This window comes from Curtobacterium sp. SP.BCp (assembly GCF_051903255.1).
In the GTDB taxonomy this organism is placed as follows: Bacteria; Actinomycetota; Actinomycetes; order Actinomycetales; family Microbacteriaceae; genus Curtobacterium.
The window spans coordinates 1,222,516-1,248,712 of the sequence record NZ_CP194338.1; the positions used below are offsets into that span (position 1 = coordinate 1,222,516).

At 71.5% G+C, this 26,197-nt stretch carries 27 protein-coding genes and 1 pseudogene; 24 read left to right on the top strand and 4 right to left on the bottom strand.

What is annotated here, in order from left to right:
* Positions 1-64: 64 nt before the first annotated feature.
* Positions 65-562 carry a GNAT family N-acetyltransferase gene (locus ACRQ4C_RS06060; RefSeq protein WP_439690480.1) on the bottom strand — a complete coding sequence of 166 codons (498 nt, stop codon included), beginning with the start codon at positions 560-562 and terminating at the stop codon, positions 65-67.
* A gap of 23 nt (positions 563-585) precedes the next feature.
* Here ACRQ4C_RS06060 and ACRQ4C_RS06065 point away from each other — a divergent pair, with 23 nt between their 5' ends.
* Both ACRQ4C_RS06065 and ACRQ4C_RS06070 read left to right on the top strand, forming a co-directional pair.
* On the top strand, positions 586-1,332 hold the full coding sequence (locus ACRQ4C_RS06065) for a 4-hydroxy-tetrahydrodipicolinate reductase (RefSeq protein ID WP_439690481.1): 747 nt from the start codon (positions 586-588) through the stop codon (positions 1,330-1,332).
* Between the two features lie 51 nt (positions 1,333-1,383).
* Positions 1,384-1,791, top strand: coding sequence for a tetratricopeptide repeat protein (locus ACRQ4C_RS06070; protein ID WP_290134268.1), 408 nt, complete (start codon positions 1,384-1,386; stop codon positions 1,789-1,791).
* 61 nt (positions 1,792-1,852) lie between these two features.
* Here the strand turns inward: ACRQ4C_RS06070 and ACRQ4C_RS06075 are convergent, their stop codons facing one another.
* On the bottom strand, positions 1,853-2,773 hold the full coding sequence (locus tag ACRQ4C_RS06075) for a TIGR01777 family oxidoreductase (RefSeq protein ID WP_439690482.1): 921 nt from the start codon (positions 2,771-2,773) through the stop codon (positions 1,853-1,855).
* Between the two features lie 58 nt (positions 2,774-2,831).
* Here ACRQ4C_RS06075 and ACRQ4C_RS06080 point away from each other — a divergent pair, with 58 nt between their 5' ends.
* The 14 genes from ACRQ4C_RS06080 (at position 2,832) to dapF (ending at position 17,966) form a co-directional block, all read left to right on the top strand.
* Positions 2,832-3,659 carry a thymidylate synthase gene (locus ACRQ4C_RS06080; RefSeq protein WP_439690483.1) on the top strand — a complete coding sequence of 276 codons (828 nt, stop codon included), beginning with the start codon at positions 2,832-2,834 and terminating at the stop codon, positions 3,657-3,659.
* Positions 3,659-4,210, top strand: coding sequence for a dihydrofolate reductase (locus ACRQ4C_RS06085; RefSeq protein ID WP_439690484.1), 552 nt, complete (start codon positions 3,659-3,661; stop codon positions 4,208-4,210). The genes ACRQ4C_RS06080 and ACRQ4C_RS06085 overlap by 1 nt, the downstream gene beginning before the upstream one ends.
* 174 nt (positions 4,211-4,384) lie before the next feature.
* Positions 4,385-5,362 carry a 4-hydroxy-tetrahydrodipicolinate synthase gene (gene dapA / locus ACRQ4C_RS06090; protein ID WP_022903605.1) on the top strand — a complete coding sequence of 326 codons (978 nt, stop codon included), beginning with the start codon at positions 4,385-4,387 and terminating at the stop codon, positions 5,360-5,362.
* 48 nt (positions 5,363-5,410) lie between these two features.
* On the top strand, positions 5,411-7,087 hold the full coding sequence (locus ACRQ4C_RS06095; protein WP_439690485.1) for a ribonuclease J: 1,677 nt from the start codon (positions 5,411-5,413) through the stop codon (positions 7,085-7,087).
* A 110-nt stretch (positions 7,088-7,197) separates the two neighbouring features.
* A complete protein-coding gene (locus ACRQ4C_RS06100; protein ID WP_439690486.1) occupies positions 7,198-10,164 on the top strand; it encodes a DNA translocase FtsK in 2,967 nt (988 codons plus the stop codon).
* A gap of 5 nt (positions 10,165-10,169) precedes the next feature.
* Complete coding sequence (gene pgsA / locus ACRQ4C_RS06105; RefSeq protein WP_290132295.1) at positions 10,170-10,808, top strand: CDP-diacylglycerol--glycerol-3-phosphate 3-phosphatidyltransferase; 639 nt, start codon at positions 10,170-10,172, stop codon at positions 10,806-10,808.
* Complete coding sequence (locus ACRQ4C_RS06110) at positions 10,805-11,341, top strand: CinA family protein (RefSeq protein WP_439690487.1); 537 nt, start codon at positions 10,805-10,807, stop codon at positions 11,339-11,341. Before pgsA ends, ACRQ4C_RS06110 begins: the two co-directional genes overlap by 4 nt.
* 153 nt (positions 11,342-11,494) lie before the next feature.
* The gene (locus tag ACRQ4C_RS06115; RefSeq protein ID WP_058725115.1) at positions 11,495-11,803 is read left to right on the top strand and encodes a helix-turn-helix domain-containing protein; all 309 of its coding nucleotides are present in this window, start codon (positions 11,495-11,497) and stop codon (positions 11,801-11,803) included.
* A gap of 65 nt (positions 11,804-11,868) precedes the next feature.
* On the top strand, positions 11,869-12,093 hold the full coding sequence (locus tag ACRQ4C_RS06120; protein WP_290132294.1) for a DUF3046 domain-containing protein: 225 nt from the start codon (positions 11,869-11,871) through the stop codon (positions 12,091-12,093).
* 257 nt (positions 12,094-12,350) lie between these two features.
* Complete coding sequence (recA, locus tag ACRQ4C_RS06125) at positions 12,351-13,415, top strand: recombinase RecA (protein WP_290132293.1); 1,065 nt, start codon at positions 12,351-12,353, stop codon at positions 13,413-13,415.
* Positions 13,412-14,299, top strand: a complete 888-nt coding sequence (locus tag ACRQ4C_RS06130) for a regulatory protein RecX (protein WP_439690488.1) — start codon at positions 13,412-13,414, stop codon at positions 14,297-14,299. The genes recA and ACRQ4C_RS06130 overlap by 4 nt, the downstream gene beginning before the upstream one ends.
* Before the next feature lie 175 nt (positions 14,300-14,474).
* On the top strand, positions 14,475-15,968 hold the full coding sequence (miaB, locus tag ACRQ4C_RS06135) for a tRNA (N6-isopentenyl adenosine(37)-C2)-methylthiotransferase MiaB (protein WP_439690489.1): 1,494 nt from the start codon (positions 14,475-14,477) through the stop codon (positions 15,966-15,968).
* Positions 15,969-16,167: 199 nt separating this feature from the next.
* Complete coding sequence (gene miaA, locus ACRQ4C_RS06140; protein WP_439690877.1) at positions 16,168-17,079, top strand: tRNA (adenosine(37)-N6)-dimethylallyltransferase MiaA; 912 nt, start codon at positions 16,168-16,170, stop codon at positions 17,077-17,079.
* Complete coding sequence (dapF, locus tag ACRQ4C_RS06145) at positions 17,076-17,966, top strand: diaminopimelate epimerase (RefSeq protein WP_439690490.1); 891 nt, start codon at positions 17,076-17,078, stop codon at positions 17,964-17,966. The genes miaA and dapF overlap by 4 nt, the downstream gene beginning before the upstream one ends.
* Positions 17,967-18,314: 348 nt before the next feature.
* On the opposite strand, the gene ACRQ4C_RS06150 is transcribed toward dapF, so the two are convergent.
* Positions 18,315-18,926 carry a class I SAM-dependent methyltransferase gene (locus ACRQ4C_RS06150; RefSeq protein WP_439690491.1) on the bottom strand — a complete coding sequence of 204 codons (612 nt, stop codon included), beginning with the start codon at positions 18,924-18,926 and terminating at the stop codon, positions 18,315-18,317.
* Between the two features lie 259 nt (positions 18,927-19,185).
* Between ACRQ4C_RS06150 and hflX the strand changes: the two are divergent.
* Positions 19,186-20,274, top strand: a pseudogene (gene hflX / locus ACRQ4C_RS06155) (GTPase HflX); the annotation flags it as partial.
* 3 nt (positions 20,275-20,277) lie between these two features.
* On the top strand, positions 20,278-20,526 hold the full coding sequence (locus tag ACRQ4C_RS06160) for a hypothetical protein (protein ID WP_439690878.1): 249 nt from the start codon (positions 20,278-20,280) through the stop codon (positions 20,524-20,526).
* A 175-nt stretch (positions 20,527-20,701) separates the two neighbouring features.
* Here the strand turns inward: ACRQ4C_RS06160 and lexA are convergent, their stop codons facing one another.
* Positions 20,702-21,346, bottom strand: a complete 645-nt coding sequence (gene lexA / locus ACRQ4C_RS06165; RefSeq protein ID WP_439690492.1) for a transcriptional repressor LexA — start codon at positions 21,344-21,346, stop codon at positions 20,702-20,704.
* Between the two features lie 236 nt (positions 21,347-21,582).
* On the opposite strand from lexA, the gene ACRQ4C_RS06170 reads away from it, so the two are divergent.
* The 6 genes from ACRQ4C_RS06170 to ACRQ4C_RS06195 all read left to right on the top strand — a co-directional run bounded on the left by ACRQ4C_RS06170 (position 21,583) and on the right by ACRQ4C_RS06195 (position 26,099).
* Positions 21,583-21,957 carry a hypothetical protein gene (locus ACRQ4C_RS06170; protein ID WP_439690493.1) on the top strand — a complete coding sequence of 125 codons (375 nt, stop codon included), beginning with the start codon at positions 21,583-21,585 and terminating at the stop codon, positions 21,955-21,957.
* A gap of 154 nt (positions 21,958-22,111) precedes the next feature.
* Positions 22,112-23,236: a histidinol-phosphate transaminase gene (locus ACRQ4C_RS06175; protein WP_439690494.1), complete on the top strand. Its 1,125-nt coding sequence runs from the start codon at positions 22,112-22,114 to the stop codon at positions 23,234-23,236.
* On the top strand, positions 23,233-23,835 hold the full coding sequence (gene hisB, locus ACRQ4C_RS06180) for an imidazoleglycerol-phosphate dehydratase HisB (RefSeq protein WP_439690495.1): 603 nt from the start codon (positions 23,233-23,235) through the stop codon (positions 23,833-23,835). Before ACRQ4C_RS06175 ends, hisB begins: the two co-directional genes overlap by 4 nt.
* Positions 23,832-24,467, top strand: coding sequence for an imidazole glycerol phosphate synthase subunit HisH (hisH, locus tag ACRQ4C_RS06185; RefSeq protein ID WP_290132284.1), 636 nt, complete (start codon positions 23,832-23,834; stop codon positions 24,465-24,467). The genes hisB and hisH overlap by 4 nt, the downstream gene beginning before the upstream one ends.
* Before the next feature lie 40 nt (positions 24,468-24,507).
* Complete coding sequence (gene priA / locus ACRQ4C_RS06190) at positions 24,508-25,254, top strand: bifunctional 1-(5-phosphoribosyl)-5-((5-phosphoribosylamino)methylideneamino)imidazole-4-carboxamide isomerase/phosphoribosylanthranilate isomerase PriA (RefSeq protein ID WP_290132283.1); 747 nt, start codon at positions 24,508-24,510, stop codon at positions 25,252-25,254.
* A gap of 5 nt (positions 25,255-25,259) precedes the next feature.
* Complete coding sequence (locus ACRQ4C_RS06195) at positions 25,260-26,099, top strand: SseB family protein (RefSeq protein ID WP_439690496.1); 840 nt, start codon at positions 25,260-25,262, stop codon at positions 26,097-26,099.
* The last annotated feature ends 98 nt before the right edge of the window (positions 26,100-26,197 follow it).

Consider the following 26,197-nt stretch of genomic DNA (forward strand, 5'->3'; position numbering starts at 1 on the left):
GTCTGTGCGGGCCCGTCGGGTCGCGTCCGTCGGGTGCGGCACCAGCCTGGAGGCGCGGGTCGGCTCAGACGACCGGCTTGCGGTACCAGGCGGTCGCGTTCGGGTTCTCGTTGAACGGCTCGGTGCGCTCGTACCCGCGGCTCCGGTACATCGCGCCCGCCGCGGCGAGCGAGTCGTTCGTGTCGAGCACGACGCTCGTGGCGCCGAGGCGCGCGGCCTGCTGCTCGAGGGCGTCCATGACCGCCGTCGCGACCCCGTGGCCACGCCCGGCGGGGCTCACGAACACGTGCTTCACCTCGAAGCGGACGTCGACGCCCGTGCCGCCACCGGAGGCCGTGCCGTCGGCGATCCGCCGCAGCCCGCCGCACCCGACCGGCACGCCGTCGTCGTACGCGACCACGAACACGCCGTTCGGCGGCACGAACTCGGCGGCCGGCGTCCGCTTCCGCGAGTACGTCCCCTGCGCCGTCGGGAACGTGCGCTCGCGCTCGTCGAGGTACGCGTCGAGCAACGCGTCCACCTCGGGCAGGTCGGCTGGCACGGTCCTGACGTCGAGCGGCATGCCCCGATCCTAGGATGGAGGGCATGGTCACTCCCGTCGCCGTCGTCGGCGCCACCGGTCGGCTCGGGGCCCTCGTGGCCTCGGTGGTCGAGGAACTGCCGGACTTCGAGCTCGTCGCACGGCTCTCGTCGAAGGACGGCGCGCACGAGGCCCCGCCGTCGGTGTTCGCGGGAGCGGGACTCGTGGTCGACGTCACCGTCCCGGCGCTCAGCCCGGCGATCGTCGAGAACGCGCTGACCTCCGGCGCGAACGTGCTCGTCGGGACATCGGGCTGGTCGCAGGACCGGCTCGCGAAGCTCCGCGCCGGACTCGAGGCCCGACCGGAACAGGGCGTCCTCGTCGTCCCGAACTTCTCGATCGGCTCCGTGCTCGGCACCCACCTCGCGACGATCGCCGCGCCCTGGTTCCCCGCCGTCGAGATCGTCGAGACCCACCACGCCGGCAAGGTGGACTCGCCGTCCGGCACTGCCGTCCGCACCGCGGAGCTCATCGCCGACGCCCGCCGCGAGGTCGGCCCGGTCGACGCACCGCACGTCGACCAGCGTGCCCGCGGACAGCAGGTCGCGAGCATCCCGATCCACTCCCTGCGGCTGCCGGGCACCAAGGCCGTGCAGGACGTCCTGCTGAGCGGCCCCGGTGAGACCCTGACGATCCGGCACGACACGAACGACGACGTCGCGTACGTCGCGGGCATCCGGGCGGCGCTGTCCGCGGTCGCGGCGGTACGGGGGCTCACCGTGGGACTCGGCAGTGTCCTCGGCATCGGCTGAGGGACGACCGTGCTGAAGTCCGCCCGTTCGCCGTTCTGGGGCGCCGCGCTCATGGCGGTGCTCCTCGTGGTCTACATCGTGCTCGTCGGACAGCGTGCCGTCGCGTTCATCGCCACCGGCGTCCCCGTCGGCATCGGCATCGGGGTCGCACTGTTCGTCGTCGCGGCGATCGGTGCCCTCCTGCTCGTCCTCGAACTCCGGTTCGGCTTCCGCATCACCCGACTCGGCGCACGGCTCGAGGCCGAGGGCGGTGCCCCGGACGACGTCGTCGACGTCCGGCCCTCCGGTCGGCCGACCCGCGAGGCCGCGGACGAGCTCTTCCCGCGCTACAAGGCGGCGGTCGAGCAGGACCCGTCGGACTGGCGCGGCTGGTACCGGCTGGGCGTCGTCTACGACGCCGCCGGTGACCGCAAGCGGGCGCGGGCCGCGATGCGCGAAGCGCTCACCAGGGCACGTTGACGACGGCCGGGAGGCCGGTGGCGGGGCCGCCACGGGCCTCCCGGCCGTCCGCTGGTCGCGATCAGAACGCGGCGTCGACCGCGTCCTCGGCGCGCGTGTACCGGAAGGCGTAGCCGGACTCGAGGAGTTTCGTGGGGACCATCTGCTGGCTCGACAGCAGCATCTCGTCGGCGGCCTCGCGGAGGACGAGGCGCAGCGCGAACTCGGGCATCCGGAACAGGTACGGGCGGTGCAGGTCCTCGGCGACGCGGTGCGTGATGCGGTCGGCGACGGCCGGCTCCGGACCCGCGAGGTTCACCGGGCCGGACACCCCGGCGGCCTCGGGGGCCGTGGCGAGGTGCACGATCGCACCGACCTCGTCGTCGAGCGCGATCCACGGCCAGAACTGGCCACCCGTGCCGAGCCGACCGCCGAGGCCCGCCTTCGTGAGCGGCACGAGCGGGGCCAGCGCGCCACCGCCCTGCCCGACGACGATGCCGGTCCGCAGCGTCACGACGCGCACGCCGTCCGGAGCGGCGTCCGCTGCGGCCTCCCACGCCGTGCAGACCTCGGCGAGGAAGCCGGAGCCGGGGGCCGCGTCGTCCTCGAGCACGTCGGAGGGTCGGTCGCCGTACACGCCGGACGCCGAGCCGGACAGGAACAGCGCCGGTGGGTTCGTGGCGTGCCGCATCGCCTCGACGAGCGTCTCGGTGGCGGACACCCGCGACCCGAGGATCTCCTGCTTGTAGGCGGCCGTCCACGGCAGTTTGCCGATGTTCGCCCCGGCGAGGTTGACGACGACGTCAGCCCCGTCGAGGACGGCGGGGTCGAGCGGCCGGGAGCCCGGCGCCCAGCGGAACTCGGCGGGGGAGTGCGGCTCGCGCCGGACGAGCGTGGTGACGTGGTGCCCGGCCTCGCGCAGCGCGCGGACGAGCGGCGTGCCGATGAAGCCGGACGCGCCGGCGACGAGGATCGAGAGCGGCTGGGGGGTGGTGTCGGGCATGCCCACAACGCTACTCAGCAACCCGGGCATGTCCCCGGCTCGTCGTAGGCTCGTGGTCGTGACCGACGCGACCGTGCTGCCCGACCCGACCGTCCCCACTCCGTACGAGGACCTGCTGCGTCGCGTGCTCGAGGAAGGCTCGCCGAAGGGCGACCGCACCGGCACCGGCACGCGGAGCCTCTTCGGCGCGCAGCTCCGCTACGACCTGTCGAAGGGCTTCCCGCTCGTCTCCACCAAGCGGGTCCACTTCAAGTCGGTCGCGTACGAGCTGCTCTGGTTCCTCCGCGGCGACGGCAACGCGCGCTGGCTGCAGGAGCACGGCGTCCGGATCTGGAACGAGTGGGCGGGCGAGGACGGTGACCTCGGTCCGGTCTACGGCGTGCAGTGGCGGTCCTGGCCGACCCCGTCGGGCGAGCACGTCGACCAGATCGCCCAGGTCATCGAGCAGATCCGGACGAACCCGGACTCCCGGCGGCTCATCGTGTCGGCCTGGAACGTCGCCGACGTGCCGGACATGGCCCTCGCGCCGTGCCACGCGTTCTTCCAGTTCTACGTCGTGGACGGCAAGCTCTCGTGCCAGCTCTACCAGCGGAGCGCGGACATGTTCCTCGGCGTGCCCTTCAACATCGCCTCGTACGCGCTCCTCACGCACATGATCGCGGCGCAGACCGGGCTCGAGGTCGGGGACTTCGTGTGGACCGGCGGCGACTGCCACGTCTACGACAACCACGTCGAGCAGGTCCGCGAGCAGCTCACCCGGACGCCGTACTCCATGCCGACGCTGCGCCTCGCGCCGCGGGACTCGATCGACGACTACGTGTACGAGGACCTCGAGGTCGTCGGCTACCACCACCACCCCGCCATCACGGCGGCGGTCGCGGTCTGATGCCGACCGCTGCTGCGTCCGACGGCTGGACCGAGCCGGTGCGCGGCGTCGGCATGGTCTGGGCACGCTCGACGAACGGCGTCATCGGTGCCGACGGCGGGATGCCCTGGCACGTCCCGGAGGACCTCGCGCACTTCCGGCAGGTCACGGGCGACGCCACCGTGGTGATGGGGCGACGGACGTGGGAGTCGCTGCCGCCGCGGTTCCGGCCGCTGCCCGGGCGGCGGAACGTGGTGCTCACGCGTGACGACTCCTGGGCAGGGACCGACGGGGCAGCCGGGGCCGAGGTCGTGCACGACCTCGCGACCGCGCTCGACACCGACGAGCCCGTGTGGGTGATCGGCGGTGGGCAGGTGTACGCGGCGGGGCTCGCCTTCGCCGACCGGGTGTCCGAGACGGTCATCGACGTCGAGGTGCCGGGGGACACGGTCGCGCCGGAACTCGGCGAGGGGTGGACGCTCGTCGACGAGGGCCCGTGGCAGGAGTCCCGCGTCGACGGCACGCGCTTCCGCTTCCTCGAGTGGCGTCGCGCGGAGCGCACGCGCTCGTAGCGCGCCGCCGCGTCGAACCACGAAAGCGACGTCGAACCGGGCACCCCATCTGGTTCGATGTCGCAACCGTGGTTCCAACGACGCTCACGTGCCGGGGCCGCACCGCGCCTCCAGGCCGGTCCACCGTCCGGGCGGACTGCGGGCCCGACGCCCGACCCCGGTACGCTGGTCCCCGTGTCCACGCGTGAGAATCCCTTCGGTCAGGTCCTCGTCGCCCTCGTGACCCCGTTCACCGCCGACGGCGAGGTCGACTGGCCCGGCGTCGAGCAGCACATCGACGACTGCATCACCGCCGGCGCCGACGGCATCGTCGTCACGGGCACCACCGGCGAGACGTCGACGCTCACCGACCCCGAGAAGCTCCGGCTCGTCGAGGTCGGCAAGTCCGTCGCCGCCGGCCGCGCCAAGATCATCACGGGCGGTGGCTCGAACGAGACCGCGCACGCCATCCACCTCTACAAGCAGAGCGAGAAGGCCGGCGCCGACGGCGTCATGATCGTCACGCCGTACTACAACAAGCCGACCCAGGCGGGCGTGCTCACCCACTTCCGGATGATCGCGGACGCGACCGACCTGCCGGTGATCCTCTACGACATCCCCGGCCGCACGGGCATCCCGATCACGTACGAGACCATCGTGCGGGCGTCGCACCACCCGAACATCCTCGCCGTGAAGGACGCCAAGGGCGACTTCGCCGAGGTCTCCCGGGTGCTCAACAACACCGACCTCATGTACTTCTCCGGCGATGACACGAACGTGCTCCCGCACCTGTCGATCGGCGCCACGGGGCTCATCGGCGTGACCGCGAACATCACGAGCACGCCGTACCGCACCATCGTCGACGCCGTGAACCGCGGCGACCTCGCGACCGCGACCGCCGAGCACAAGCGCGTCGAACCCCTCGTCCGTGCGATCATGACCCACGTCCCCGGCACCGTCGCGGCGAAGTACGTGCTGCACGGGCTCGGCCGGATCGGCAGCCCGCGCGTCCGGCTCCCGCTCGTCGGCCCCGAGGACACCGAGGCCTACGCCATCGAGACCTCCCTCGAAGCGGTCCGGGACATCCCGGGTGCCGACTTCTCGAACTTCCGCCCCGACCGCAACGCAGCGGCCGGCGGCGCACTGCCGAAGGTGCCAGGCACCACACGTTAGGAAAGACCGCGGCGCAGCGGTAGCGCGTCGCACGACAGTCAGGACCGAATGCCCACCCAGATCTCCGAACCGCAGCCGCTCGAAGCCGGCACCCTCCGCGTCGTCCCCATCGGTGGGCTCGGCGAGATCGGTCGCAACATGACCGTGTACGAGTACGAGGGCAAGCTCCTCGTGGTCGACGCGGGCGTGCTGTTCCCGGAGGAGCACCAGCCCGGTGTCGACCTCATCCTGCCCGACTTCGCGCCCATCCGGGACCGTCTCGACGACGTGCTCGGCGTCGTGCTCACGCACGGGCACGAGGACCACATCGGCGCCGTCCCGTACCTGCTGAAGCTCCGCGGCGACATCCCGCTGATCGGCTCCACGCTGACCCTCGCGCTCGTCGAGGCGAAGCTCAAGGAACACCGGATCAAGCCCTACACGCTCGTCGTGCAGGAGGACCAGACCGAGCAGCTCGGCCCGTTCCACCTCGAGTTCGTGGCCGTGAACCACTCCATCCCGGACGCCCTCGCCGTCGCGATCACGACCCCCGCCGGTCGTGTGCTGCACACGGGCGACTTCAAGATGGACCAGCTCCCGCTCGACGACCGCATCACGGACCTCCGCGCCTTCGCCCGCCTCGGCGAGCAGGGCGTCGACCTGTTCCTGCCGGACTCCACGAACGCCGACGTCCCCGGGTTCACCGCCCCCGAGCGCGACATCGGCCCGATCCTCGAGAACATCATCACGCGGGCCCGCAAGAAGGTCGTCGTCGCGAGCTTCTCGTCGCACGTGCACCGCGTACAGCAGGTCCTCGACGCCGCGGCGGCCGCGAACCGCAAGGTCGCGTTCATGGGTCGCTCGATGATCCGCAACATGACCATCGCGGCCGAGCTCGGCTACCTCCGGGTCCCGGACGACGTCCTCATCGACACGAAGAAGGCGAAGAACGTCCCGGACGACCAGATCGTCTACATGTCGACCGGGTCGCAGGGCGAGCCGATGGCCGTGCTCGCGCGCATGGCGAACCTCGAGCACCAGATCGAGATCGGCGAGGGCGACACCGTCATCCTGGCGTCGAGCCTCATCCCGGGCAACGAGAACGCCGTCTACCGCGTGATCGACGGGCTCACCAAGCTCGGCGCGAAGGTCGTGCACAAGGGCAACGCGAAGGTGCACGTCTCCGGACACGCCAGCGCCGGCGAGCTGCTCTACTGCTACAACATCCTCCGGCCGAAGAACGTGCTCCCCGTCCACGGCGAGCACCGCCACCTGTACGCCAGCGCCGACCTCGCGATCCAGACCGGTGTCCCGCCGCGGAACGTCATCCTCGGGCAGGACGGCATCGTCGTCGACCTCAAGGACGGCGAGGTCACGGTGGCCGGGCAGCTCGACATCGGCTACGTCTACGTCGACGGCTCGACCGTCGGCGAGATCACCGACGCCGACCTCAAGGACCGTCGGGTCCTCGCGGAAGAGGGCTTCATCTCCATCTTCTGCGCGGTCGACTTCACCACGGGGCAGTGCGTCGTCGGTCCGGAGATCCAGTCGCGCGGGTTCGCCGAGGACGACTCCGTCTTCGACGACGTCCGTCCGCAGATCGCGAAGGCACTGTCCGAGGCTGCGGCCAACGGCACACGTGACGCGCACGCGTTCAGCCAGGTGGTGCGCCGCACGGTGGGTCGCTGGGTCAACTCCAAGCACCGCCGTCGTCCGATGATCGTCCCGGTGGTCATCGAGGCGTAGATCGCTGTCGCGCTGTCGCGCGTTCGGCCGGGAGGCCCGTCACACGTCCGTCACGGACGCTGCGGCGGGCCTCCGCTCGTTTGTCCTGGGCGGGGATTAGGGTTCGACCCATGGCCGGAGGCATCAAGTCGACCACGCGCTCACGCGCGTCCTCGTCGTCGCGCACGAGCGCGACGCGTGGGACGTCGCGCACCCAGGCCACGACGAAGAAGCTCCCGCCCGCCACACAGCCGCCGGTGTTCCGCGAGCAGAACCCGCTCGTGACCGCCTGGCTCGCGATGGCGCACGGCGTCGGCGCGCTCTTCCGCGTGCTCGGCAAGGAGTCCCTCGAGAAGGACCAGCGACGCGACGGCTTCCCGTTCCTGCTCGTCCTGCTCGCGATCGCCGGCGCGGTCGTCGAGTGGCTCAACCCGACGAGCGCGGTGTCGGTGAACCTCGACGCCTACACGTTCGGCGGGTTGTTCGGCCGGCTCGCGTTCGCGCTGCCGGTCATCATGGTCGTGTTCGCCGGGTGGCTGTTCCGGCACCCCGCCTCGGTCCACGACAACACCCGCATCGGGATCGGCCTCGGCATCCTGCTCGTGTCGATCTCGTCGCTGTGCCACGTCTTCGGCGGGACGCCGAGTGCGTCCGACGGCATGCCCGCCCTCGCGGCCGCCGGTGGTGTGCTCGGCTGGGTCGTCATCGGGTGGCTCGTCACGATCGCCACCGCGTGGGTCGCCGTGCCCGTGGCCGTGGTGCTCCTGGTGTTGTCGCTGTTCATCATCACGAAGACGCCGCCGAACAAGACCGGGCGACGGCTGCACGAGCTCTACGCGTACCTCTTCGGCGCCCCGGCACCGGTCGACGAGGCCGTCGAGGTCGCCCCCGAGCCGACCCCGCGGAAGCCGCGCGGCAAGGGGAAGAAGGACTCGCAGGACTTCCAGCTGTTCGACGACCTCGGTTTCGGCGAGGACGGCGCCCCCGCGGACGAGGCCGCCGAGACCGTCCCGTGGTGGCGGCGCAACAAGTCCGGGCGCGAGGAAGACCCGGCCTTCGACAGCCCCGTGCTGCCCGCTGCGGCGACCCAGGCGGCCCCGACCGCGCCGTCGGTCTCGCCGAACGCCGGGGCGGCCGCAGGGCTCATCGACCACACGCCGTCCGAGCCCGGGTCCGTGAACCTCAACGACTCGGTCGAGCAGGACCTCGAACAGGCCGAGCAGGCGCTCCGCGACTTCGGTGCCGAGGTGCCCGCCGCACCCGCCCCCGTGGCCGAGCCGACGGTGGGCGAGGCGACCCGTCCGGATGCCGGGGTGTCCCCGGTGGTCTCCCCGAGCCTCCCGGCCGAGGACCCGGCCGACGACCAGGCCGACGCTGCCGACGGCCTGTCGGCGACCGCCGACGACGAGGACCCGGACAAGCCGTACCGACTCCCCGCGGCCACCACGTTGAGCGCGGGGACCCCGTCGGTCGCGCGCAGCCAGGCGAACGACGACATCGTCGCGGCGATCACTGGCGTCCTCACGGAGTTCAAGGTCGACGCGAAGGTCACCGGGTTCTCCCGTGGGCCGACGGTGACGCGATACGAGATCGAGCTCGGCCCCGGTGTGAAGGTCGAGCGCGTCACGGCGCTGTCGAAGAACCTGTCGTACGCGGTCGCGTCGAACGAGGTCCGGATCCTCTCGCCGATCCCGGGCAAGAGCGCGATCGGCGTCGAGATCCCGAACACCGACCGCGAGACCGTGTCGCTCGGCGACGTCCTCCGGTCGAACGCTGCGCGCAAGTCGAAGCACCCGATGACGATCGGCGTCGGCAAGGACGTCGAGGGCGGCTTCGTCGTCGCGAACCTCGCGAAGATGCCGCACCTGCTCGTCGCGGGCTCGACCGGCTCCGGCAAGTCGGTGTTCATCAACTCGATGATCACCTCGCTCCTGATGCGCGCGAAGCCGTCCGAGGTCCGCATGGTCCTCGTCGACCCGAAGCGCGTCGAGCTCTCGATCTACGCCGGTGTCCCGCACCTCATCACGCCCATCATCACGAACCCGAAGAAGGCGGCCGAGGCGCTGCAGTGGGTCGTGAAGGAGATGGACATGCGGTACGACGACCTCGCGTCGTTCGGGTTCCGCCACGTCGACGACTTCAACAAGGCGATCGAGGACAACGAGATCATCCTGCCGGCGGGCAGCGAGCGGAAGCTCAAGAAGTACCCGTACCTGCTCGTGGTCGTGGACGAGCTCGCCGACCTCATGCTCGTCGCCCCCCGGGACGTCGAGGAGTCGATCGTCCGCATCACCCAGCTCGCCCGCGCGGCCGGCATCCACCTGGTCCTCGCGACGCAGCGCCCGTCGGTCGACGTCATCACCGGTCTGATCAAGGCGAACGTGCCGTCCCGCGTGGCGTTCGCCGTGACGAGCGTCACCGACTCCCGGGTCATCCTCGACCAGCCCGGAGCCGACAAGCTCATCGGTCAGGGCGACGCGCTCTTCCTGCCGATGGGATCGTCGAAGGCCCTCCGCGTGCAGGGCGCCTGGGTGCAGGAGAGCGAGGTCGCCGAGGTCGTGCAGCACGTCACCCGGCAGGCCCGGCCCGAGTACCGCCAGGACGTCCAGGCCGTCGTGGAGCGCAAGGAGATCGACGCGGACATCGGCGACGACCTCGAACTGCTGCTCGCGGCCGTCGAGCAGGTCGTCTCGACCCAGTTCGGCTCGACCTCGATGCTCCAGCGCAAGCTCCGCGTCGGCTTCGCGAAGGCCGGGCGCCTCATGGACCTCATGGAGTCCCGCGACATCGTCGGCCCGTCCGAGGGGTCGAAGGCCCGCGACGTGCTCGTCACGCCGGACCAGCTCCCCGGCGTGCTCGCGAAGCTCCGCGGCGAGGAGCCGCCGACGGCCGCCGCTCCCGCGGCGCCCGCGGGTCCGGCGTCGCCCGGTGGCGCGTCCGCGGGAGCCGCTGCCGCGGCTGGCGTCGCCGTCGGCTCGGCGGCCGACCCCGACGACGACCGCTACGGCGGCGACCCGGTGGCGGACATGACGCGTGGGTACCCTGAAGAGGACGACGGACCGGACGAGGACGCGTGGGGACTGACCGGCAGGGAGTGAGTGCGATGACGAGCACCGATCGGACGCACAGCGCGGCGCAGTTCCCGTGGCGCGGACGGCTCCTCCGGAAGGGCGACGGCCCCGCGTCGACGGCGAACGTGGCGAACATCATCACGGTCGTGCGCATCCTCATGGCGCCGCTGTTCTTCGTCCTGCTGCTCGCGGACGGCGGGCAGGACACCTCCGTCCGGATCTGGGCCGCGGTGCTCTTCGTCGTCGCGATCGTCACCGACAGCGCGGACGGCATCATCGCCCGACGGCAGAACCTCGTCACCGACTTCGGGAAGCTCGTCGACCCGATCGCCGACAAGGTGCTCATCGGCGGGGCGCTCGTCGCGCTCTCGATCCTCGGCGAGCTGCCCTGGTACGTGACGGTCCTCATCATGGTGCGCGAGATCGGCATCACGGTGTTCCGGTTCGCCGTGCTGTCCGACCGGGTGATCCCGGCGAGCCGCGGCGGGAAGATCAAGACGGTGCTGCAGGCCGTCGCGATCACGCTCGCCCTGTTCCCGTGGTGGCAGCTCGTCGGCGACTGGGCGCACTGGGTGAACGGCATCCTGATGACCGCGGCGTTCCTGGCGACGGTGCTCAGCGGGATCGACTACCTCTGGCAGGCGTGGAAGCACAACCGGACCACGGCGTGACGTCCGCGCCCGCGGGCACGCCTGACGCCGCCGTCTCCGCGCACGATGTGGTCGCCACGCTCACGGCCCACGGCGAGACCGTCGCGGTCGCGGAGTCGCTGACCGGCGGGCTCGTCGTCGCGACCCTCGTCGGGGTGCCCGGTGCCAGTGCGGTCGTCCGGGGCGGCGTCGTGGCGTACGCGACGCCGGTGAAGGCGTCGGTCCTCGGCGTCGACGCCGAGCTGCTCGCCGAACACGGCGCCGTCGACCCCGAGGTCGCGCGGCAGATGGCGACCGGTGTCCGCGAGGCGCTGTCGGTCGACGGCGAACCCGCGACGTGGGGGATCAGCACGACGGGGGTCGCCGGCCCGGACCCGCAGGACGGCAAGCCCGTGGGGACGGTGTACGTCGGGATCGCGTCGGCCGCCGGCGCGACCGCCTGGGAACTCCACCTCGAAGGCGATCGCGATGCAATCCGGCACGCGACGGTCTCCGAACTCCTGGCACGGATGTCGTCCACGGCACGCGGGTCCCGCCCCACCGCAGGGGAATAGGCCCCGTTTCCACTGGGTTACATCTGACGCAATCTCCAGCAGGACCGCAGCCCCAGTGGCTAGCATGCTGCAACCGGCAACGCTACTGTTGCCGGACCCGATCTTGATCACCCCGATCGAGCGGGCCGGAGACGACAGGAAGGAGGAGTTCTCATGGTTCTCGTTCGTCAGGAAATCGGCGACGTCCTTCGGGACTTCCGCTTGCAGAAGGGCCGGACCCTCCGTCAGGTCGCGTCCAAGGCCAGCGTCGCTCTCGGGTACCTCAGCGAGGTGGAGCGCGGACAGAAGGAAGCCAGCTCCGAGATCCTCGCTTCGGTCGCCGACGCGCTCGACACGCCCATCTCCACGATCATGCGTGAAGTGGGCGACCGTCTCGCCGTCGTCGAGGGGCTCACGCCCGTCCCCGACACGCTGCCCGACGAGCTCGTCGCCGAGTTCGACAACGACCTCGCGGTGCGCTGACCCGCACTGCTCCTCGAACACCCCCGCCGGTCCGCCGGTGGGGGTGTTCTCGTTAGGGTGGTCCAGTGCGTGTGAGTGAGTTCTGGCGAGCCGTCGACCAGGTGTTCGGCGAGGCCTACGGCGCGGTCGTCACCCGGGACGTCGTCCTCGAGGCGATCGGTGGTCGTTCGGCCGCCGAGGCGCTCCGCGCGGGAGTGGACGCCCGCACGGTGTGGGACGCGCTCTGCGACTCCCAGGACGTGCCGCTCGACCGGCGGCACGGCAAGGGGCTCGCCGAGCCGAAGGACTGACGTCCGACCCGAAACTCTGTTCGGCGTGTTGCTCGAACACGTGTTCTATCGGTGGTAGCTTCCTGCACAGCGGACTCGTCCAGGTGTCCTCTCCACGGAGAGCGTGATCGTCGGCAGTGATGTCGGTGGCCCGCCGTAGGTTGATCGACATCGGGACAGGCCCGACGCCTTGTCGCAGAAGCACCGGCCTTGCAGCACCGGCCGGTGTGGCGCGACAGCCTACAGGCAGCCCACATCGAGCACGAAGGAAGCGCATCATGCCCTCACCCCAGGACCGCGAGAAGGCCCTCGAGACCGCTCTCGCCCAGATCGACCGTCAGTTCGGCAAGGGCACGGTCATGCGCCTCGGCTCGGACGAGCGCGCCCCCGTCGCCGTCATCCCCACCGGTTCGGTCGCGCTGGACGTCGCGCTCGGGATCGGCGGACTCCCGCGCGGCCGCATCATCGAGATCTACGGTCCGGAGTCGTCCGGTAAGACGACCCTCACCCTGCACGCGATCGCGAACGCGCAGCGCAACGGTGGCATCGCGGCGTTCATCGACGCCGAGCACGCGCTCGACCCCGAGTACGCGAAGAAGCTCGGTGTCGACATCGACGCCCTCCTCGTCTCCCAGCCAGACACGGGTGAGCAGGCACTCGAGATCGCGGACATGCTCGTCCGCTCGGGGTCCATCGACCTCGTCGTCGTCGACTCCGTGGCTGCGCTCGTGCCCCGCGCCGAGATCGAGGGCGAGATGGGCGACTCCCACGTGGGTCTCCAGGCCCGACTCATGTCGCAGGCGCTCCGCAAGCTCACGGGTGGTCTGAACCAGACGCAGACGACGATGATCTTCATCAACCAGCTGCGCGAGAAGATCGGCGTGTTCTTCGGCAGCCCCGAGACGACCGCCGGCGGCAAGGCGCTCAAGTTCTACGCCTCGGTGCGCCTCGACATCCGGCGCATCGAGACGCTCAAGAGCGGCACGGACGCGGTGGGCAACCGCACCCGCGTGAAGGTCGTCAAGAACAAGATGGCGCCGCCCTTCAAGCAGGCCGAGTTCGACATCCTCTACGGTGTGGGCATCTCGCGCGAGGGCTCGCTGCTCGACTTCGGTGTCGACCACGGCATCGTGAAGAAGTCCGGCGCCTGGTACACGTACGACGGTGACCAGCTCGGACAGGGCAAGGAGAACTCGCGCTCGTTCCTCATCCAGAACCCGGAGATCGCGGCGGAGATCGAGGGCAAGATCCTCGCGAAGCTCGGTGTCGGTGGGGCGACCGCTGCGGTCGAGGCTCCGGTCGACTCGATCGCGCCGAAGCTCGCCGAGCGCAAGGGCGCGTGACCTCCCCGGACGGCCGCTCGCCCCGGGGTGACGACGACCTCGCACCGGTCACCGACCTCTTCGGTGCGAGGTCGCGTCGGGGCGCGGCGGGCAGCCAGACGCCCGACCCGGCTCCAGAAGGGGGTGCGGACGCCGTCGCCCCGCGGATGGAGGACGACGCCGATGCGCCGGTACCGTTGCCGACGTCGCTGCGTGGTGCGTACGCGCAAGCAGAGTGGGTGCCCCCGGTCATCGGAGACGCCATCGGCCGGAGCGCCCGCGCAGAGCATGCCGGGTACGACCACGATGCCGAGGCGGACGCCCCGACCGCGTCGGTGTTCGCCATCCTCGGGGGCGAGGAGCTCGCGCCCGAGGACGCACCCCGGCCCCTGGACGAACAGCGCGCCGATGCCGAGCGCTTCAGCATGCGGGCCCTCGGGCGTCGCGCGGTCAGCACGTCGGAGATGCGGAAGACGCTGACCCAGCACGACCTCGACCCGGACGTCGTCGAGGGCGAGATCGAGCGACTCACGCGCGTGGGGCTGCTCGACGACGTGGCGCTCGCGACCGAACTCGTCGACCGGCTGCACGAGCGCAAGGGCCTCGGTCGGCAGGGCGTCGTGGCGGAGCTCCGCCGCCGGGGCATCGACCAGGTCGCGATCGACGCGGCCCTCGACGCAGCGGCCGACGACCAGGACGACGAGTTCGTGCGGGCGCTCGACCTCGCCGCGAAGCGCGCGGGGCAGCTCCGCGGACTCGACCGTGCGACCGCCGAGCGTCGGCTCTCCGGGTTCCTGATGCGCAAGGGCTACGGCTCGGGTGTCGTGCGAATCGCGGTCGAGCGTGCGCTCGACGGCTCCGCCGGGCGACAGTGGCCGGGTGGCGGCACGGTCCGGTTCGAGTAGCACCGCAGCCGTGACACCTGCCGGTGGCGGCGGCGGGACGAACCACCGCCGGACCGCCGCCGCACCGCGACCGCACCGCCGCTGACCCCGGCGGAGACCCCGGCGGAGACTGCCGCCGGACGGGCCGCTTCGACGTCCTCGAGGCGGCCCCGTGGCGACCTACACTGGGACGATCATGGCCACCGTCGAAGCGCGCCCCCGCACCTACGAAGTCCGCACCTACGGGTGCCAGATGAACGTGCACGACTCGGAGCGGCTGAGCGGTTCGCTCCGTGCCGCCGGGTACGTGGCCGCGGACGGCGAGCAGGCCGACGTGGTCGTCATCAACACCTGCGCCGTGCGCGAGAACGCCGACAACCGCCTCTACGGGAACCTCGGACACCTCGCGGGCGTGAAGCGCGAGCATCCGGGCATGCAGATCGCGGTCGGCGGCTGCCTGGCGCAGAAGGACAAGAACGTGATCCTCGAGAAGGCGCCGTGGGTGGACGTCGTCTTCGGGACGCACAACATGGGGTCGCTGCCGACGCTGCTCGAGCGGGCACGGCACAACGACGAAGCGCAGATCGAGATCCTCGAGTCGCTGGATGTCTTCCCGTCGACGCTGCCGACGAAGCGCGACTCGACGTACAGCGGCTGGGTGTCGATCTCCGTGGGGTGCAACAACACCTGCACGTTCTGCATCGTCCCGTCGCTCCGCGGCAAGGAGAAGGACCGCCGCCCGGGTGACGTCGTCGCCGAGATCCAGGCGCTGGTCGACGACGGCGCGATCGAGGTCACCCTCCTCGGACAGAACGTCAACTCGTACGGCGTGGAGTTCGGCGACCGCCAGGCGTTCGGCAAGCTCCTCCGAGCCGCCGGTGCCATCGAGGGCCTCGAACGCATCCGCTTCACGAGCCCGCACCCGGCAGCCTTCACCGACGACGTGATCGACGCGATGGCCGAGACGCCGAACGTCATGCCGCAGCTGCACATGCCGCTGCAGTCCGGGTCCGACCGCGTCCTCAAGGCGATGCGCCGCAGCTACCGGAGCGAGCGGTTCCTCGGCATCCTCGACCGCGTCCGGGCGAAGATCCCGCACGCGGCGATCTCGACGGACATCATCGTCGGCTTCCCGGGCGAGACCGACGAGGACTTCGAGGACACCCTCCGCGTCGTCGAGGCCTCGCGCTTCGCTTCCGCGTTCACGTTCCAGTACTCGATCCGCCCCGGGACGCCGGCCGCGACGATGCCCGGCCAGCTCCCGAAGGAGGTCGTGCAGGAACGCTACGAGCGCCTCATCGCCCTGCAGGAGCGCATCACCGCCGAGGAGAACGCCGCCCAGGTCGGCCGGAGCGTCGAGGTCCTCGTCGCCACCGGCGAGGGCAAGAAAGACGATGAGACACACCGGCTGTCCGGGCGCGCGGAGGACTCCCGCCTCGTGCACTTCTCCGTGCCGAGCGGTTCGGACGTGCCACGGCCCGGTGACGTCGTCACGGTCGAGGTGACGCGCGCTGCGCCGCACTTCCTCATCGCCGACAACGACGGACCGCTCCGCATCCGGCGGACCCGGGCCGGCGACGCGTGGGACCGCGCGCAGGCCGAGAGCTGCGGGGTGCCGACGCCGTCCACGCCCGGTGACGGGCCGCGTCCGGTGTCGCTCGGCCTCCCGTCGCTCCGTGTCGGCCGCTGACGCCGGCGACGGCACGGCACAGGCCAACGGCGCGGAGCACGGCGCGGCACGGGCCGGGGGCGCGGAGCACGGCGCGGCACGGGCCGACGATGCCGAGCACGGCGCGGCACAAGCCGCTGATGCCGAGCACGGCACGGGACCGGCCTCCGGTGCCGAGCACGGCGCCGCGCGGGGCGCGAAGGGCGGTGTCACGGACGACCTGATCGCGGTCGTCGGCGCGACGGGCACGGGGAAGTCCGACCTCGCCGTCGCGATCGCCGACCTGGTCCGAGCCAGCGGCCGCCCGGCCGAGGTCGTGAACGCCGATGCGATGCAGCTCTACCGCGGCATGGACATCGGGACGGCGAAGCTGACGCCCGAGGAACGGCACGGCATCCCGCACCGGCAGCTCGACGTCCTCGACGTGACGGACGAGGCGAGTGTCGCCGCGTACCAGCGGGACGCCCGGCGTGACGTCGAACGGATCCAGGGCGAGGGCGGCGTCGCGGTCCTCGCCGGCGGGAGCGGACTGTACGTGTCCGCCGTGTTGTTCGACCTCGACTTCCCGGGCACCGACCCGGAACTCCGCGCACGGCTCGAACGGGAGCACGACGAGCTCGGACCGGGCATCCTGCTCGAGCGGCTGCGCAGCCTCGACCCGCACGCAGCGGCGACCATCGACGCCCGCAACCCGCGGCGCCTGATCCGGGCACTCGAGATAGCGAGCCGGTCCGAGGTCGTCACCCCGAGCCTCCCGGCCGCGCCCCGCGCCTGGCGACCCGCTCGCATCCTGCACCTGCGACGTGACCGCGCCCACCTCGTCGACGCGCTGCAGGCGCGGGCGCAGCGGATGTTCGACGCCGGACTCCTCGACGAGGTCGAGCGCCTGCGCGGAGCGGGTCTGGAGCGGGGGCGGACCGCCTCGCGGGCGATCGGGTACTCGCAGGCGCTCGACGTGCTCCGCGGGGACGCGACCGTCGCCGAGGCGGTGGCGGCGACGAGCCTCGCGACCCGGAAGTACGCCCGGCGGCAGGTCGCATGGTTCAAGCGGTACGCCGCCGCCGAGGACCTCGACGTCACCGGAGCAGATCGGACGGACCTGTCGGCGCTGGCCCGTAGGATCGTGGCGTGACCGAGCTGCACTTCACGAAGGGCCAGGGGACCGGCAACGACTTCGTCCTGTTCGCCGATCCCGATGCCGTCGTCGACCTCACCCCCGAGCGCATCCGCGCCCTCGCGGACCGCCGTTTCGGTGTCGGCGGGGACGGCGTGATCCGTGCCGTGCGCTCCGAGGCCCTGCCCGAGGGACGCGCGCTCGTCGCGGTCGAACCGGACGCCGTGTGGTTCATGGACTACCACAACGCCGACGGCACCGTCGCCGAGATGTGCGGCAACGGCATCCGCGTCTTCGCGCGGTACCTGACCGAGTCCGGGCTGGTGGACCTCGCCCCGGGGGAGACGCTCACCGTCGGCAGCCGCAAGGGGCTGGTCGACATCCAGCGGACGACGAACGGGTTCCAGGCCGACCTCGGCCGCTGGGGGCTCGGGATCGAGGGCGGCGGCGCCGGTGACGTGCTCGTCCGGGCGAAGAACCTCGACGGCGCCCGGCCGGGCCTCGGCATCGACGTGGGGAACCCGCACGTCGTGGTCGCCGTCGCGACGGACGACGAGCTCGCCGACCTCGACCTCACCTACGTGCCGGTCCTCGACCCCGCGCCGGAGTCCGGTGCGAACGTCGAGTTCGTCCTGCCGGGGGAGCCCCTCATCAACGACGGCGTCGGCGAGATCACGATGCGGGTGCACGAGCGTGGCAGCGGCGAGACGCTCTCGTGCGGGACCGGGGCGGTCGCGGCTGCCCTGGCGACGCGGCACTGGGTCGGCTCGGGGGCGCCGGACACCTGGCGGGTCCGGGTTCCTGGCGGTGTCGTCACGGTGCGCATGTTCGCGGCGGAGGACGGCGAGCACGTCGCGTTGTCCGGACCCGCCGAGCTGGTGTTCTCGGGCGACCTCACGGTCTGAGGCAGGGCGGCCTGTTGGTGTGACGCTGTGCGGCGACCGTGGGCGCCGCCGAACCGTGGGTCCCGACGAACCGCGGGCGCCGACGAGCCGTTGGCGCCGACGAGGCGCTGTCGAACCAGGATTCCGACGTCGAACCAGGCGCCGGGATCGGTTCGATGTCGGTTCTGTGGTTCGTCATGCTGCTGGCACGGCGTCGTGCCACGCGCGACGCGACGCGACGCGACGCGTCGTGCGGATCGTGACGTGCGCGCGCACGGGACCGACGGTGCGGCCCCGCCGCAGCCGGGAGGCCCGTGGGACGTGCGCGACTTCGATCCGGTGGGTCGCGCCTCCAGTCCGGATCGCGCGCTACGCGCCCCGGTGCACGCGGATGACCCGGAACCCCTTGTCCGTCGATGCCCGCGACACGGTGAAGTCGGACCCGAGCGCATCGCGCAACCACCGTTGGAGCGAGTCGCCGCCGAGGTCCTTCGAGACGACCAGCCAGGCCTCTCCACCGACCTCGAGCCGGGGGAGCCACGTCAGCAGGATGTCGTGCAGTTCGTCCTTGCCGACACGGATCGGCGGGTTCGACCAGATCGTCCGGAAGCGGAGGTCGGCGGGGACCTCGTCCGGGAGCGCCACGGTGACGTTCGTCGCCCCGGCGGTCGCCGCGTTCGCCCGCGCGAGCCCGAGGACGCGCTCGTTGACGTCCACGCCCCAGACCTGTGCGTCGGGCGACTCCAGCGCCATCGTGATCGCGATCGGACCCCAGCCGCACCCGACGTCGAGGAGTGCGCCGTCGGTGGCCGGCGGCGGCACTGAGCCGAGCAGGACCTTCGTGCCGCGGTCGACCCCGTCCGGGCTGAACACGCCGGCAGCGGTCGAGAGGGTGAGGGCGCGACCGGCGAGCGTGACGTGCACCTGGCGCTCGCGGACCTCCGACGAGGGGTTGGCGGAGAAGTAGTGGTCGTTCGCCATGGATGAACCGTAGCGTCTCACCCGTGTGTCCCGGGCGTGGCGGCGGTACCCTGTGGACAGGATGACGGATACCCCTCAGCAGAACCACCAGTCCCACGACGACAGCGCCGACGGTGTCGTCGAGCGCGTGCTGCGCAACGCCGACCAGCGCGCCACCTCATCGATCTTCGCCCCGGCCCAGGCGATCCAGACCCGCTCCGTGGACGACCACGGCTGGACGGGCGACGGCGACCAGTACGACCGCGAGGACCGTGCAGCCCTGCGCCGTGTCACGGGCCTCTCCACCGAACTCGAGGACGTCACCGAGGTCGAGTACCGGCAGCTCCGGCTCGAGCAGGTCGTCCTCATCGGTGTGTACCCGCAGGGTGACGCCCAGGACGCGGAGAACTCCCTCCGCGAGCTCGCCGCCCTCGCCGAGACCGCCGGCGCCGTCGTGCTCGACGGGCTCCTGCAGCGCCGGCCGACGCCGGACCCCGCGACCTACCTCGGCAAGGGCAAGGCCGAGGAGCTGGCGATGGTGGTCAAGGCCACCGGAGCCGACACCGTGATCGCGGACACCGAGCTCGCGCCCTCCCAGCGTCGTGCGCTCGAGGACGTCGTGAAGGTGAAGGTGATCGACCGCACGGCCGTGATCCTCGACATCTTCAGCCAGCACGCCAAGACCCGCGAGGGCAAGGCCCAGGTCGAACTCGCGCAGCTGCAGTACCTCCTCCCGCGTCTCCGCGGTTGGGGTGAGTCGATGTCCCGGCAGGCCGGTGGTCAGGTCTCCGGCGGTGCGGGCATGGGTTCCCGTGGCCCTGGTGAGACGAAGATCGAGCTCGACCGTCGCCGCATCCACACGCGGATGTCGAAGCTCCGTCGACAGATCGCCGGGTTCCGCCCCGCGCGGGAGGCCAAGCGCGCCGACCGACACCGCAACGACGTCCCGAGCGTCGCGATCGCCGGATACACCAACGCCGGCAAGTCGTCGCTCCTCAACCGTCTGACGAGCGCGGGCGTGCTGGTGCAGAACCAGCTGTTCGCCACCCTCGACGCGACCGTCCGACGCACGAACTCCGCCAAGGGCCGTGAGTTCACCTTCGTCGACACGGTCGGGTTCGTGCGGAACCTCCCGCACCAGCTGGTCGAGGCGTTCCGGTCCACCCTCGAGGAAGTGGGCGAGGCCGACGTCATCGTGCACGTGGTCGACGGGTCGCACCCCGACCCCGCCGCACAGCTCGCGACGGTCCGCGAGGTCATCGGCGACGTGGGCGCCCGGGAGATCCCCGAGATCGTCGCGTTCAACAAGGCGGACCTGGTCGACGAGTCGCAGCGGCTCGTGCTCCGCGGTCTCGTACCGGATGCCGTGTTCGTGTCCGCCCGCACCGGTGAGGGCATCCCGGAGCTCCTCGCCGCGATCGAGGACCGACTGCCCGAGCCCGACGTGTCGCTCACCGTGGTGATCCCGTACGACCGAGGGGACCTGGTGTCGTCGCTGCACGACGCGGGTGCGGTGGAGTCGGTCGACTACGTGGAGGACGGCACCCGACTGCAGGTGCGGGTGTTCCAGCGGCAGGTCGCGGAGCTCGACCCGTTCGTCGTCACGCCCGTCGCGTCCTGACGCGCAGGCGCGCCCCGGCCTGGAGGCACGGCGCGCGTCCGGCGGGTCCGCTCACCACTGCTTCGAACCACGAAACCGACATCGAACCAGCCTCGAGGACTGGTTCGATGTCGGTTTCGTGGTTTCGGAACCGCCGCGGCTCACGGGCAGCGCGCGGCGGCGTCGACGCAGCGCGTCAGATCGAGCGGAGGACCGCGACGACCTTGCCGAGCACGGTGGCGGCGTCGCCGAGGATCGGCTCGAACGCGGAGTTGCGGGGGAGCAGCCACGTGTGACCGTCGCGCTGCCGGAACACCTTGACGGTGGCTTCCTCGTCGAGCATGGCCGCGACGACGTCACCGTTCTCGGCGGTCTGCTGTGAGCGGACGACCACCCAGTCCCCGTCGCAGATGGCGGCGTCGATCATCGACTCACCGACCACCTTGAGCATGAAGAGGTCTCCCGTGCCGACGAGCTGGCGGGGCAGCGGGATGATCTCGTCGACGTGCTGTTCGGCCGTGATCGGGACACCCGCGGCGATGCGGCCGACGAGCGGCACGAGCGTGGTCGCGTCGACGTCGGGCCCGTCGGCTTCGGCGCTGGGCTCGTCGACCAGGACCTCGAGCGCGCGGGGGCGGTTCGGGTCGCGACGGATCCAGCCCCCGAGCTCGAGCTGTCCGAGCTGGTGGGAGACGCTCGAGAGCGAGGAGAGCCCGGCCGCGTCGCCGATCTCCCGCATGCTCGGCGGGTAGCCCCGGCTGGCGATCGACGCGCGGATGGCGTCGAGGATCGCCTGCTGCTTCGGCGTCAGCGGCTTCTGTCCGCGCAGTTCGTCCGCCACGTCGTCTCACCCTTCGTCGGTGCGGGACACGGCCCGGCGGGAATGTCGGTGGTCCCCGCTTGACTTGTCCCAGTCGGTCGAAACAGTATCCGACCGCCGATGCCCGGACAAACATTCGTTCGAGCGTGTCGCGAGAAATCCCTGCAGAAATCCTCCCTGGGGACTTGTGCAGCCACCGGTTCGAAACTATGTTCGGTGCACGACTTCGGATCACCGAACGGGAAGGCAAGAACGACATGAGCACCCTCGCCATCGCTGAGCCCCAGCGTCACGCAGCTCCCGCCGTGCGTACGCGCCTGCGCCTGACGCGCCGCGGGCGGATCGTCTTCACGACCCTCGCCGCGCTCCCGATCCTGCTGATCGTCGCGCTCGCAGTCCTCAACGGCGGACGCGCCTCCGCCGGCGACGCCTCGGGGTCCGGGTCCGCGCACTTCGAGACCGTCACGATCCAGCCCGGTGAGACGCTGTGGCAGCTGGCGGAGGAGACCGCTCCCAACGCCGACCCGCGCGACTTCGTGCAGGACGTGGTGACGCTCAACGCGCTCGACGGCGCGGGACTCCAGGCGGGCGAGAAGATCGCGATCCCTGCGAAGTACGTCGCCGCGAAGTAGACAGACGGAAAGTAGGCCGACGCGAAGTAGGCCCAGCGCACGGTCGCGCGACGGAGGTCCCTGCGCACGAACGCGGAGAGGAGATCCCGCGCGCCGCACGGCAACCGTCCGGACGGCCGGTCTCCGAGCAGTCCGAGCGGCCTACGATGGATCGGTGGCATTCACGCTCGAAGACCTCCCGATCCGAGACGACCTGCGCGGTCAGAGCCCCTACGGCGCTCCGCAGAAGCACGTGCGCGTCCAGCTGAACGTCAACGAGAACACGCATCCCGTCCCGGCCGAGGTCGCCGACGACATCGTCGCGTCGATCCGGCAGGCGCTCGCCACCGTGAACCGCTACCCGGACCGCGAGTTCACCGAGCTCCGTCGGTCGCTGACCGGTTACCTCAACGGGGGACTCGAAGGGGCCGCGCGACTGACGCCCGAGCAGCTCTGGGCAGCGAACGGGTCGAACGAGGTGCTGCAGCAGCTCCTCCAGGCCTTCGGTGGCCCGGGTCGGAGGGTGCTGGGCTTCCCGCCCACGTACTCGATGCACTCGATCCTGGCGTCCGGCACCGGCACGCGGTGGATCCCCGCCGAGCGCGACGCCGAGTTCGGCATCTCGCCCGAGACGGTGACCGCCGCGATCGCCGAGCACCAGCCCGACATCGTGTTCCTCTGCGGACCGAACAACCCGACGGGCACGCCCCTGCCGATCGAGACGATCGCGGCAGCGTACGACGCGACCGACGGGATCGTCATGGTCGACGAGGCGTACGCCGAGTTCATGCCCGACGACGCCCCGAGCGCCCTCACGCTCCTGCCGGCTCGCGAGCGGCTCGTCGTCTCGCGCACCATGAGCAAGGCGTTCGCGTTCGCGGGCGCACGGGTGGGGTACCTCGCCGCGCACCCGGCGGTGATCGACGCGCTCCGGCTCGTCCGCCTCCCGTACCACCTGTCCGCCCTGACCCAGGCGGCCGCGGTGGCAGCCCTCCGGCACGCCCCGGCGATGCTCGCGATGGTGGACGACATCAAGCAGCAGCGCGACCGGATGATCACCGAGCTCCAGGGGATGGGGTACCGCACCTACGAGTCGTGGTCGAACTTCGTGCTGTTCGGCGGTGTCGCGGACCCGCACGCCGCGTTCGAGGCGCTGCTCGACGAGGACGTCATCGTGCGCGACCTCGGGATCCCCAACCACCTCCGCGTCAGCGCGGGGACGGAAGAGGAGACGACTGCGTTCCTCGACGCCATGCGCCGCGTGGCCGCGGTCCAGCCCCCGGTTAGGGTTGACGCATGACCGCCCGCACCGCCTCGATCAGCCGGAGCACGAGCGAGTCGAGCATCGAGCTGGAGCTCGACCTCGACGGCACCGGCTCCTCCGACATCTCGACGAGCGTGCCGTTCTTCGACCACATGCTCACGGCGTTCAGCAAGCACTCGCTGATCGACCTCCGCGTGCGCTCGACCGGTGACACCGACATCGACGCGCACCACACCGTCGAGGACACCGGCATCGTGCTCGGGCAGGCGCTCCGTCAGGCCCTCGGCGACCGGTCCGGCATCGGCCGCTACGGCGACGCACTGGTCCCGCTCGACGAAGCCCTCGCGCAGGCAGTCGTCGACGTGTCGGGTCGCCCGTTCCTCGTGCACACCGGCGAGCCCGAGGGCTTCGCGTTCCACCGGATCGGCGGGCACTTCACCGGCTCGCTGGTCCGCCACGTCTTCGAGGCGATCACGCTCAACGCCGGCATCACGGTGCACGTGCGGGTCCTCGGCGGGCGAGACCCGCACCACATCGCCGAGGCCGAGTTCAAGGCGTTCGCCCGTGCCGTGCGGAAGGCCGTCGAGCTCGACCCCCGCGTCGACGGCATCCCGAGCACGAAGGGCACCCTGTGACCGCGAAGCCGAACGTCGTCGTCCTCGACTACGGCTCGGGCAACGTCCACTCGGCGGCCAAGGCCCTCGAACGCGCGGGCGCCGAGGTCACGCTCAGCGCGGACAAGCGCACCGCGCTCGAGGCCGACGGCCTGCTCGTGCCGGGCGTCGGCGCGTTCGGCGCGGTCGTCGACCAGCTCGAGTCCGTCCGCGGCGGCGAGATCGTCGACCACCGCCTGGCCGGTGGCCGTCCCGTGCTCGGCATCTGCGTCGGTATGCAGGTGCTGTTCTCGCGCGGTGTCGAGCGTGGCGTCGACGTCGAGGGTCTCGCGCAGTGGCCCGGCACCGTCGAGGAGATCCAGGCCGAGGTCCTGCCGCACATGGGGTGGAACACGGTCGAGGCGCCGGAGGACTCGGTGCTGTTCGACGGACTGCGGGACGAGCGGTTCTACTTCGTGCACTCCTACGGCGTGACCGACTTCCCGCTCGAGGCGTACGGCCCCTTCCGGCAGCCGAAGCTCACCTGGGCGGAGCACGGGCAGCGGTTCGTCGCCGCGGTGGAGAACGGCCCCCTCACCGCGACCCAGTTCCACCCGGAGAAGTCCGGCGAGGCCGGCATCCAGCTGCTCCGCAACTGGGTCCAGGCCCTCTGACGCGCCCGAGACCCGACGACCCCGCGACCCCGACAGGACCATGACCGACCGCACCGCATCCCAGCCCCTCGTCCTCCTGCCCGCCGTGGACGTCGTCGACGGCCAGGCCGTGCGCCTGACCCAGGGCGAGGCAGGGAGCGAGACCTCCTACGGCGACCCGGTCACCGCTGCCCGGACGTGGCGCGACCAGGGTGCCGAGTGGATCCACCTCGTCGACCTCGACGCCGCGTTCGGTCGCGGTGACAACCGCGAGGTCATCGCCCGCGCGGTCCGCGAGGTCGAGGGCGTCGCGGTCGAGCTCTCCGGCGGCATCCGCGACGACGCCTCGCTCGAGGCGGCGCTCGCGACCGGTGCCGCCCGGGTGAACCTCGGGACGGCAGCGCTCGAGGACCCGGAGTGGGCGGACCGCGTCATCGGCCAGTACGGCGAGCAGATCGCGGTCGGCCTCGACGTCCGCGGCACGACCCTCGCGAGCCGCGGCTGGACCGAGGACGCGGGCGACCTGTGGGAGGTCCTCGACCGCCTCGAGGCCGCGGGCTGCGCGCGGTACGTCGTGACCGACGTCACGAAGGACGGCACCCTGCAGGGCCCGAACGTCGACCTGCTCCGCCAGGTGTGCGAGCGCACCGACAAGCCCGTGGTGGCGTCCGGCGGCATCTCGACCCTCGACGACCTGGTCGCCCTGCGGGCCCTCGTGCCGCACGGCCTCGAGGGCGCGATCATCGGCAAGGCGCTCTACTCCGGGGCGTTTACGCTCCCCGCAGCGCTCGAGATCGCCTCGGCGTAGCCACCGTGTCGGGCATCTCGAACGGCCGCGGTACCGGTCCGGACCCCGAGGACGGCCGCGGCACCGGCCCCGACGACGCCCACACCCCCGGCGGCGCCGCTGACTCGGCCGGCAACCCCTGGTCCGGCCGGACGTTCGACCACCACGACACGGCGTTCGAGGACGACGACGGCCTCGCCGACCCGAGGCTCGTCGCGGCGATCCGTGCGGTCGCCGACGGGGCCTCGCAGTCGGGGGTCGTCGACGCACTACGGACCGCGCGGCTCCTCATCCCGCTCGTCGCCGAGGCGGGGGACGTCGGCCACACCGACACCGGCAAGCTCGTCGACAAGACGCAGGAGCTCTCCATCGTCACGGTCGCCGGGCCTGACGGCCGTGCGGTGATGCCCGCGTTCACCTCCGTCGACGCCATGCGCTCCTGGGACCCGGAGGCCCGTCCGGTGCCGGTCGAGTCCCGCCGCGTGGCGATGGCGGCCGCGAGCGAGGACACGCAGCTCGTCGTGCTCGACCCCACCGCTCCCACCGAGTTCGTGCTGCGCCGTCCCGCAGTGTGGTCGCTCGGGCAGGACCTCCCGTGGACGCCCTGCTTCGAGGACCCCGCGGTCGCGCAGGCCTTCGCCGATTCGGTGGCGGGGGAGCGCGCCGTCGCGCGGGTCGAGCTCGCCCCCGGGGATCCGCTCGGCCGTTTCCAGGGCGCCGAGCTCACGGTCGGCCTCGCACTGCACCCCGGTCTCGACCAGGCCGCGGTGCAGGAGCTCGTCGGTCGGCTGCAGGCGCGCTGGTCGACCGACCCGCTGATCGCGGACCGCGTGGACAGCATGCGGGTGGCGATCCGCCCAGCGTGATCCGGGCCTCCAAGTCGGGTCGCCACGTGCGCGTGGTGGGGTCCACGGCCGGCCGGGAGGCACGGCGCGTGCCCGCAGGGCGGGTCGCGTCGGTGGCG

Coding starts and splice junctions, on each gene's coding strand:
- ACRQ4C_RS06060 (WP_439690480.1), bottom strand. CDS start 562: ATGCCGCTCGACGTCAGGACCGTGCCAGCCGACCTGCCCGAGGTGGAC.
- ACRQ4C_RS06065 (WP_439690481.1), top strand. CDS start 586: ATGGTCACTCCCGTCGCCGTCGTCGGCGCCACCGGTCGGCTCGGGGCC.
- ACRQ4C_RS06070 (WP_290134268.1), top strand. CDS start 1,384: ATGGCGGTGCTCCTCGTGGTCTACATCGTGCTCGTCGGACAGCGTGCC.
- ACRQ4C_RS06075 (WP_439690482.1), bottom strand. CDS start 2,773: ATGCCCGACACCACCCCCCAGCCGCTCTCGATCCTCGTCGCCGGCGCG.
- ACRQ4C_RS06085 (WP_439690484.1), top strand. CDS start 3,659: ATGCCGACCGCTGCTGCGTCCGACGGCTGGACCGAGCCGGTGCGCGGC.
- ACRQ4C_RS06095 (WP_439690485.1), top strand. CDS start 5,411: ATGCCCACCCAGATCTCCGAACCGCAGCCGCTCGAAGCCGGCACCCTC.
- ACRQ4C_RS06100 (WP_439690486.1), top strand. CDS start 7,198: ATGGCCGGAGGCATCAAGTCGACCACGCGCTCACGCGCGTCCTCGTCG.
- pgsA (WP_290132295.1), top strand. CDS start 10,170: ATGACGAGCACCGATCGGACGCACAGCGCGGCGCAGTTCCCGTGGCGC.
- ACRQ4C_RS06115 (WP_058725115.1), top strand. CDS start 11,495: ATGGTTCTCGTTCGTCAGGAAATCGGCGACGTCCTTCGGGACTTCCGC.
- recA (WP_290132293.1), top strand. CDS start 12,351: ATGCCCTCACCCCAGGACCGCGAGAAGGCCCTCGAGACCGCTCTCGCC.
- miaB (WP_439690489.1), top strand. CDS start 14,475: ATGGCCACCGTCGAAGCGCGCCCCCGCACCTACGAAGTCCGCACCTAC.
- ACRQ4C_RS06150 (WP_439690491.1), bottom strand. CDS start 18,926: ATGGCGAACGACCACTACTTCTCCGCCAACCCCTCGTCGGAGGTCCGC.
- ACRQ4C_RS06170 (WP_439690493.1), top strand. CDS start 21,583: ATGAGCACCCTCGCCATCGCTGAGCCCCAGCGTCACGCAGCTCCCGCC.
- hisB (WP_439690495.1), top strand. CDS start 23,233: ATGACCGCCCGCACCGCCTCGATCAGCCGGAGCACGAGCGAGTCGAGC.
- priA (WP_290132283.1), top strand. CDS start 24,508: ATGACCGACCGCACCGCATCCCAGCCCCTCGTCCTCCTGCCCGCCGTG.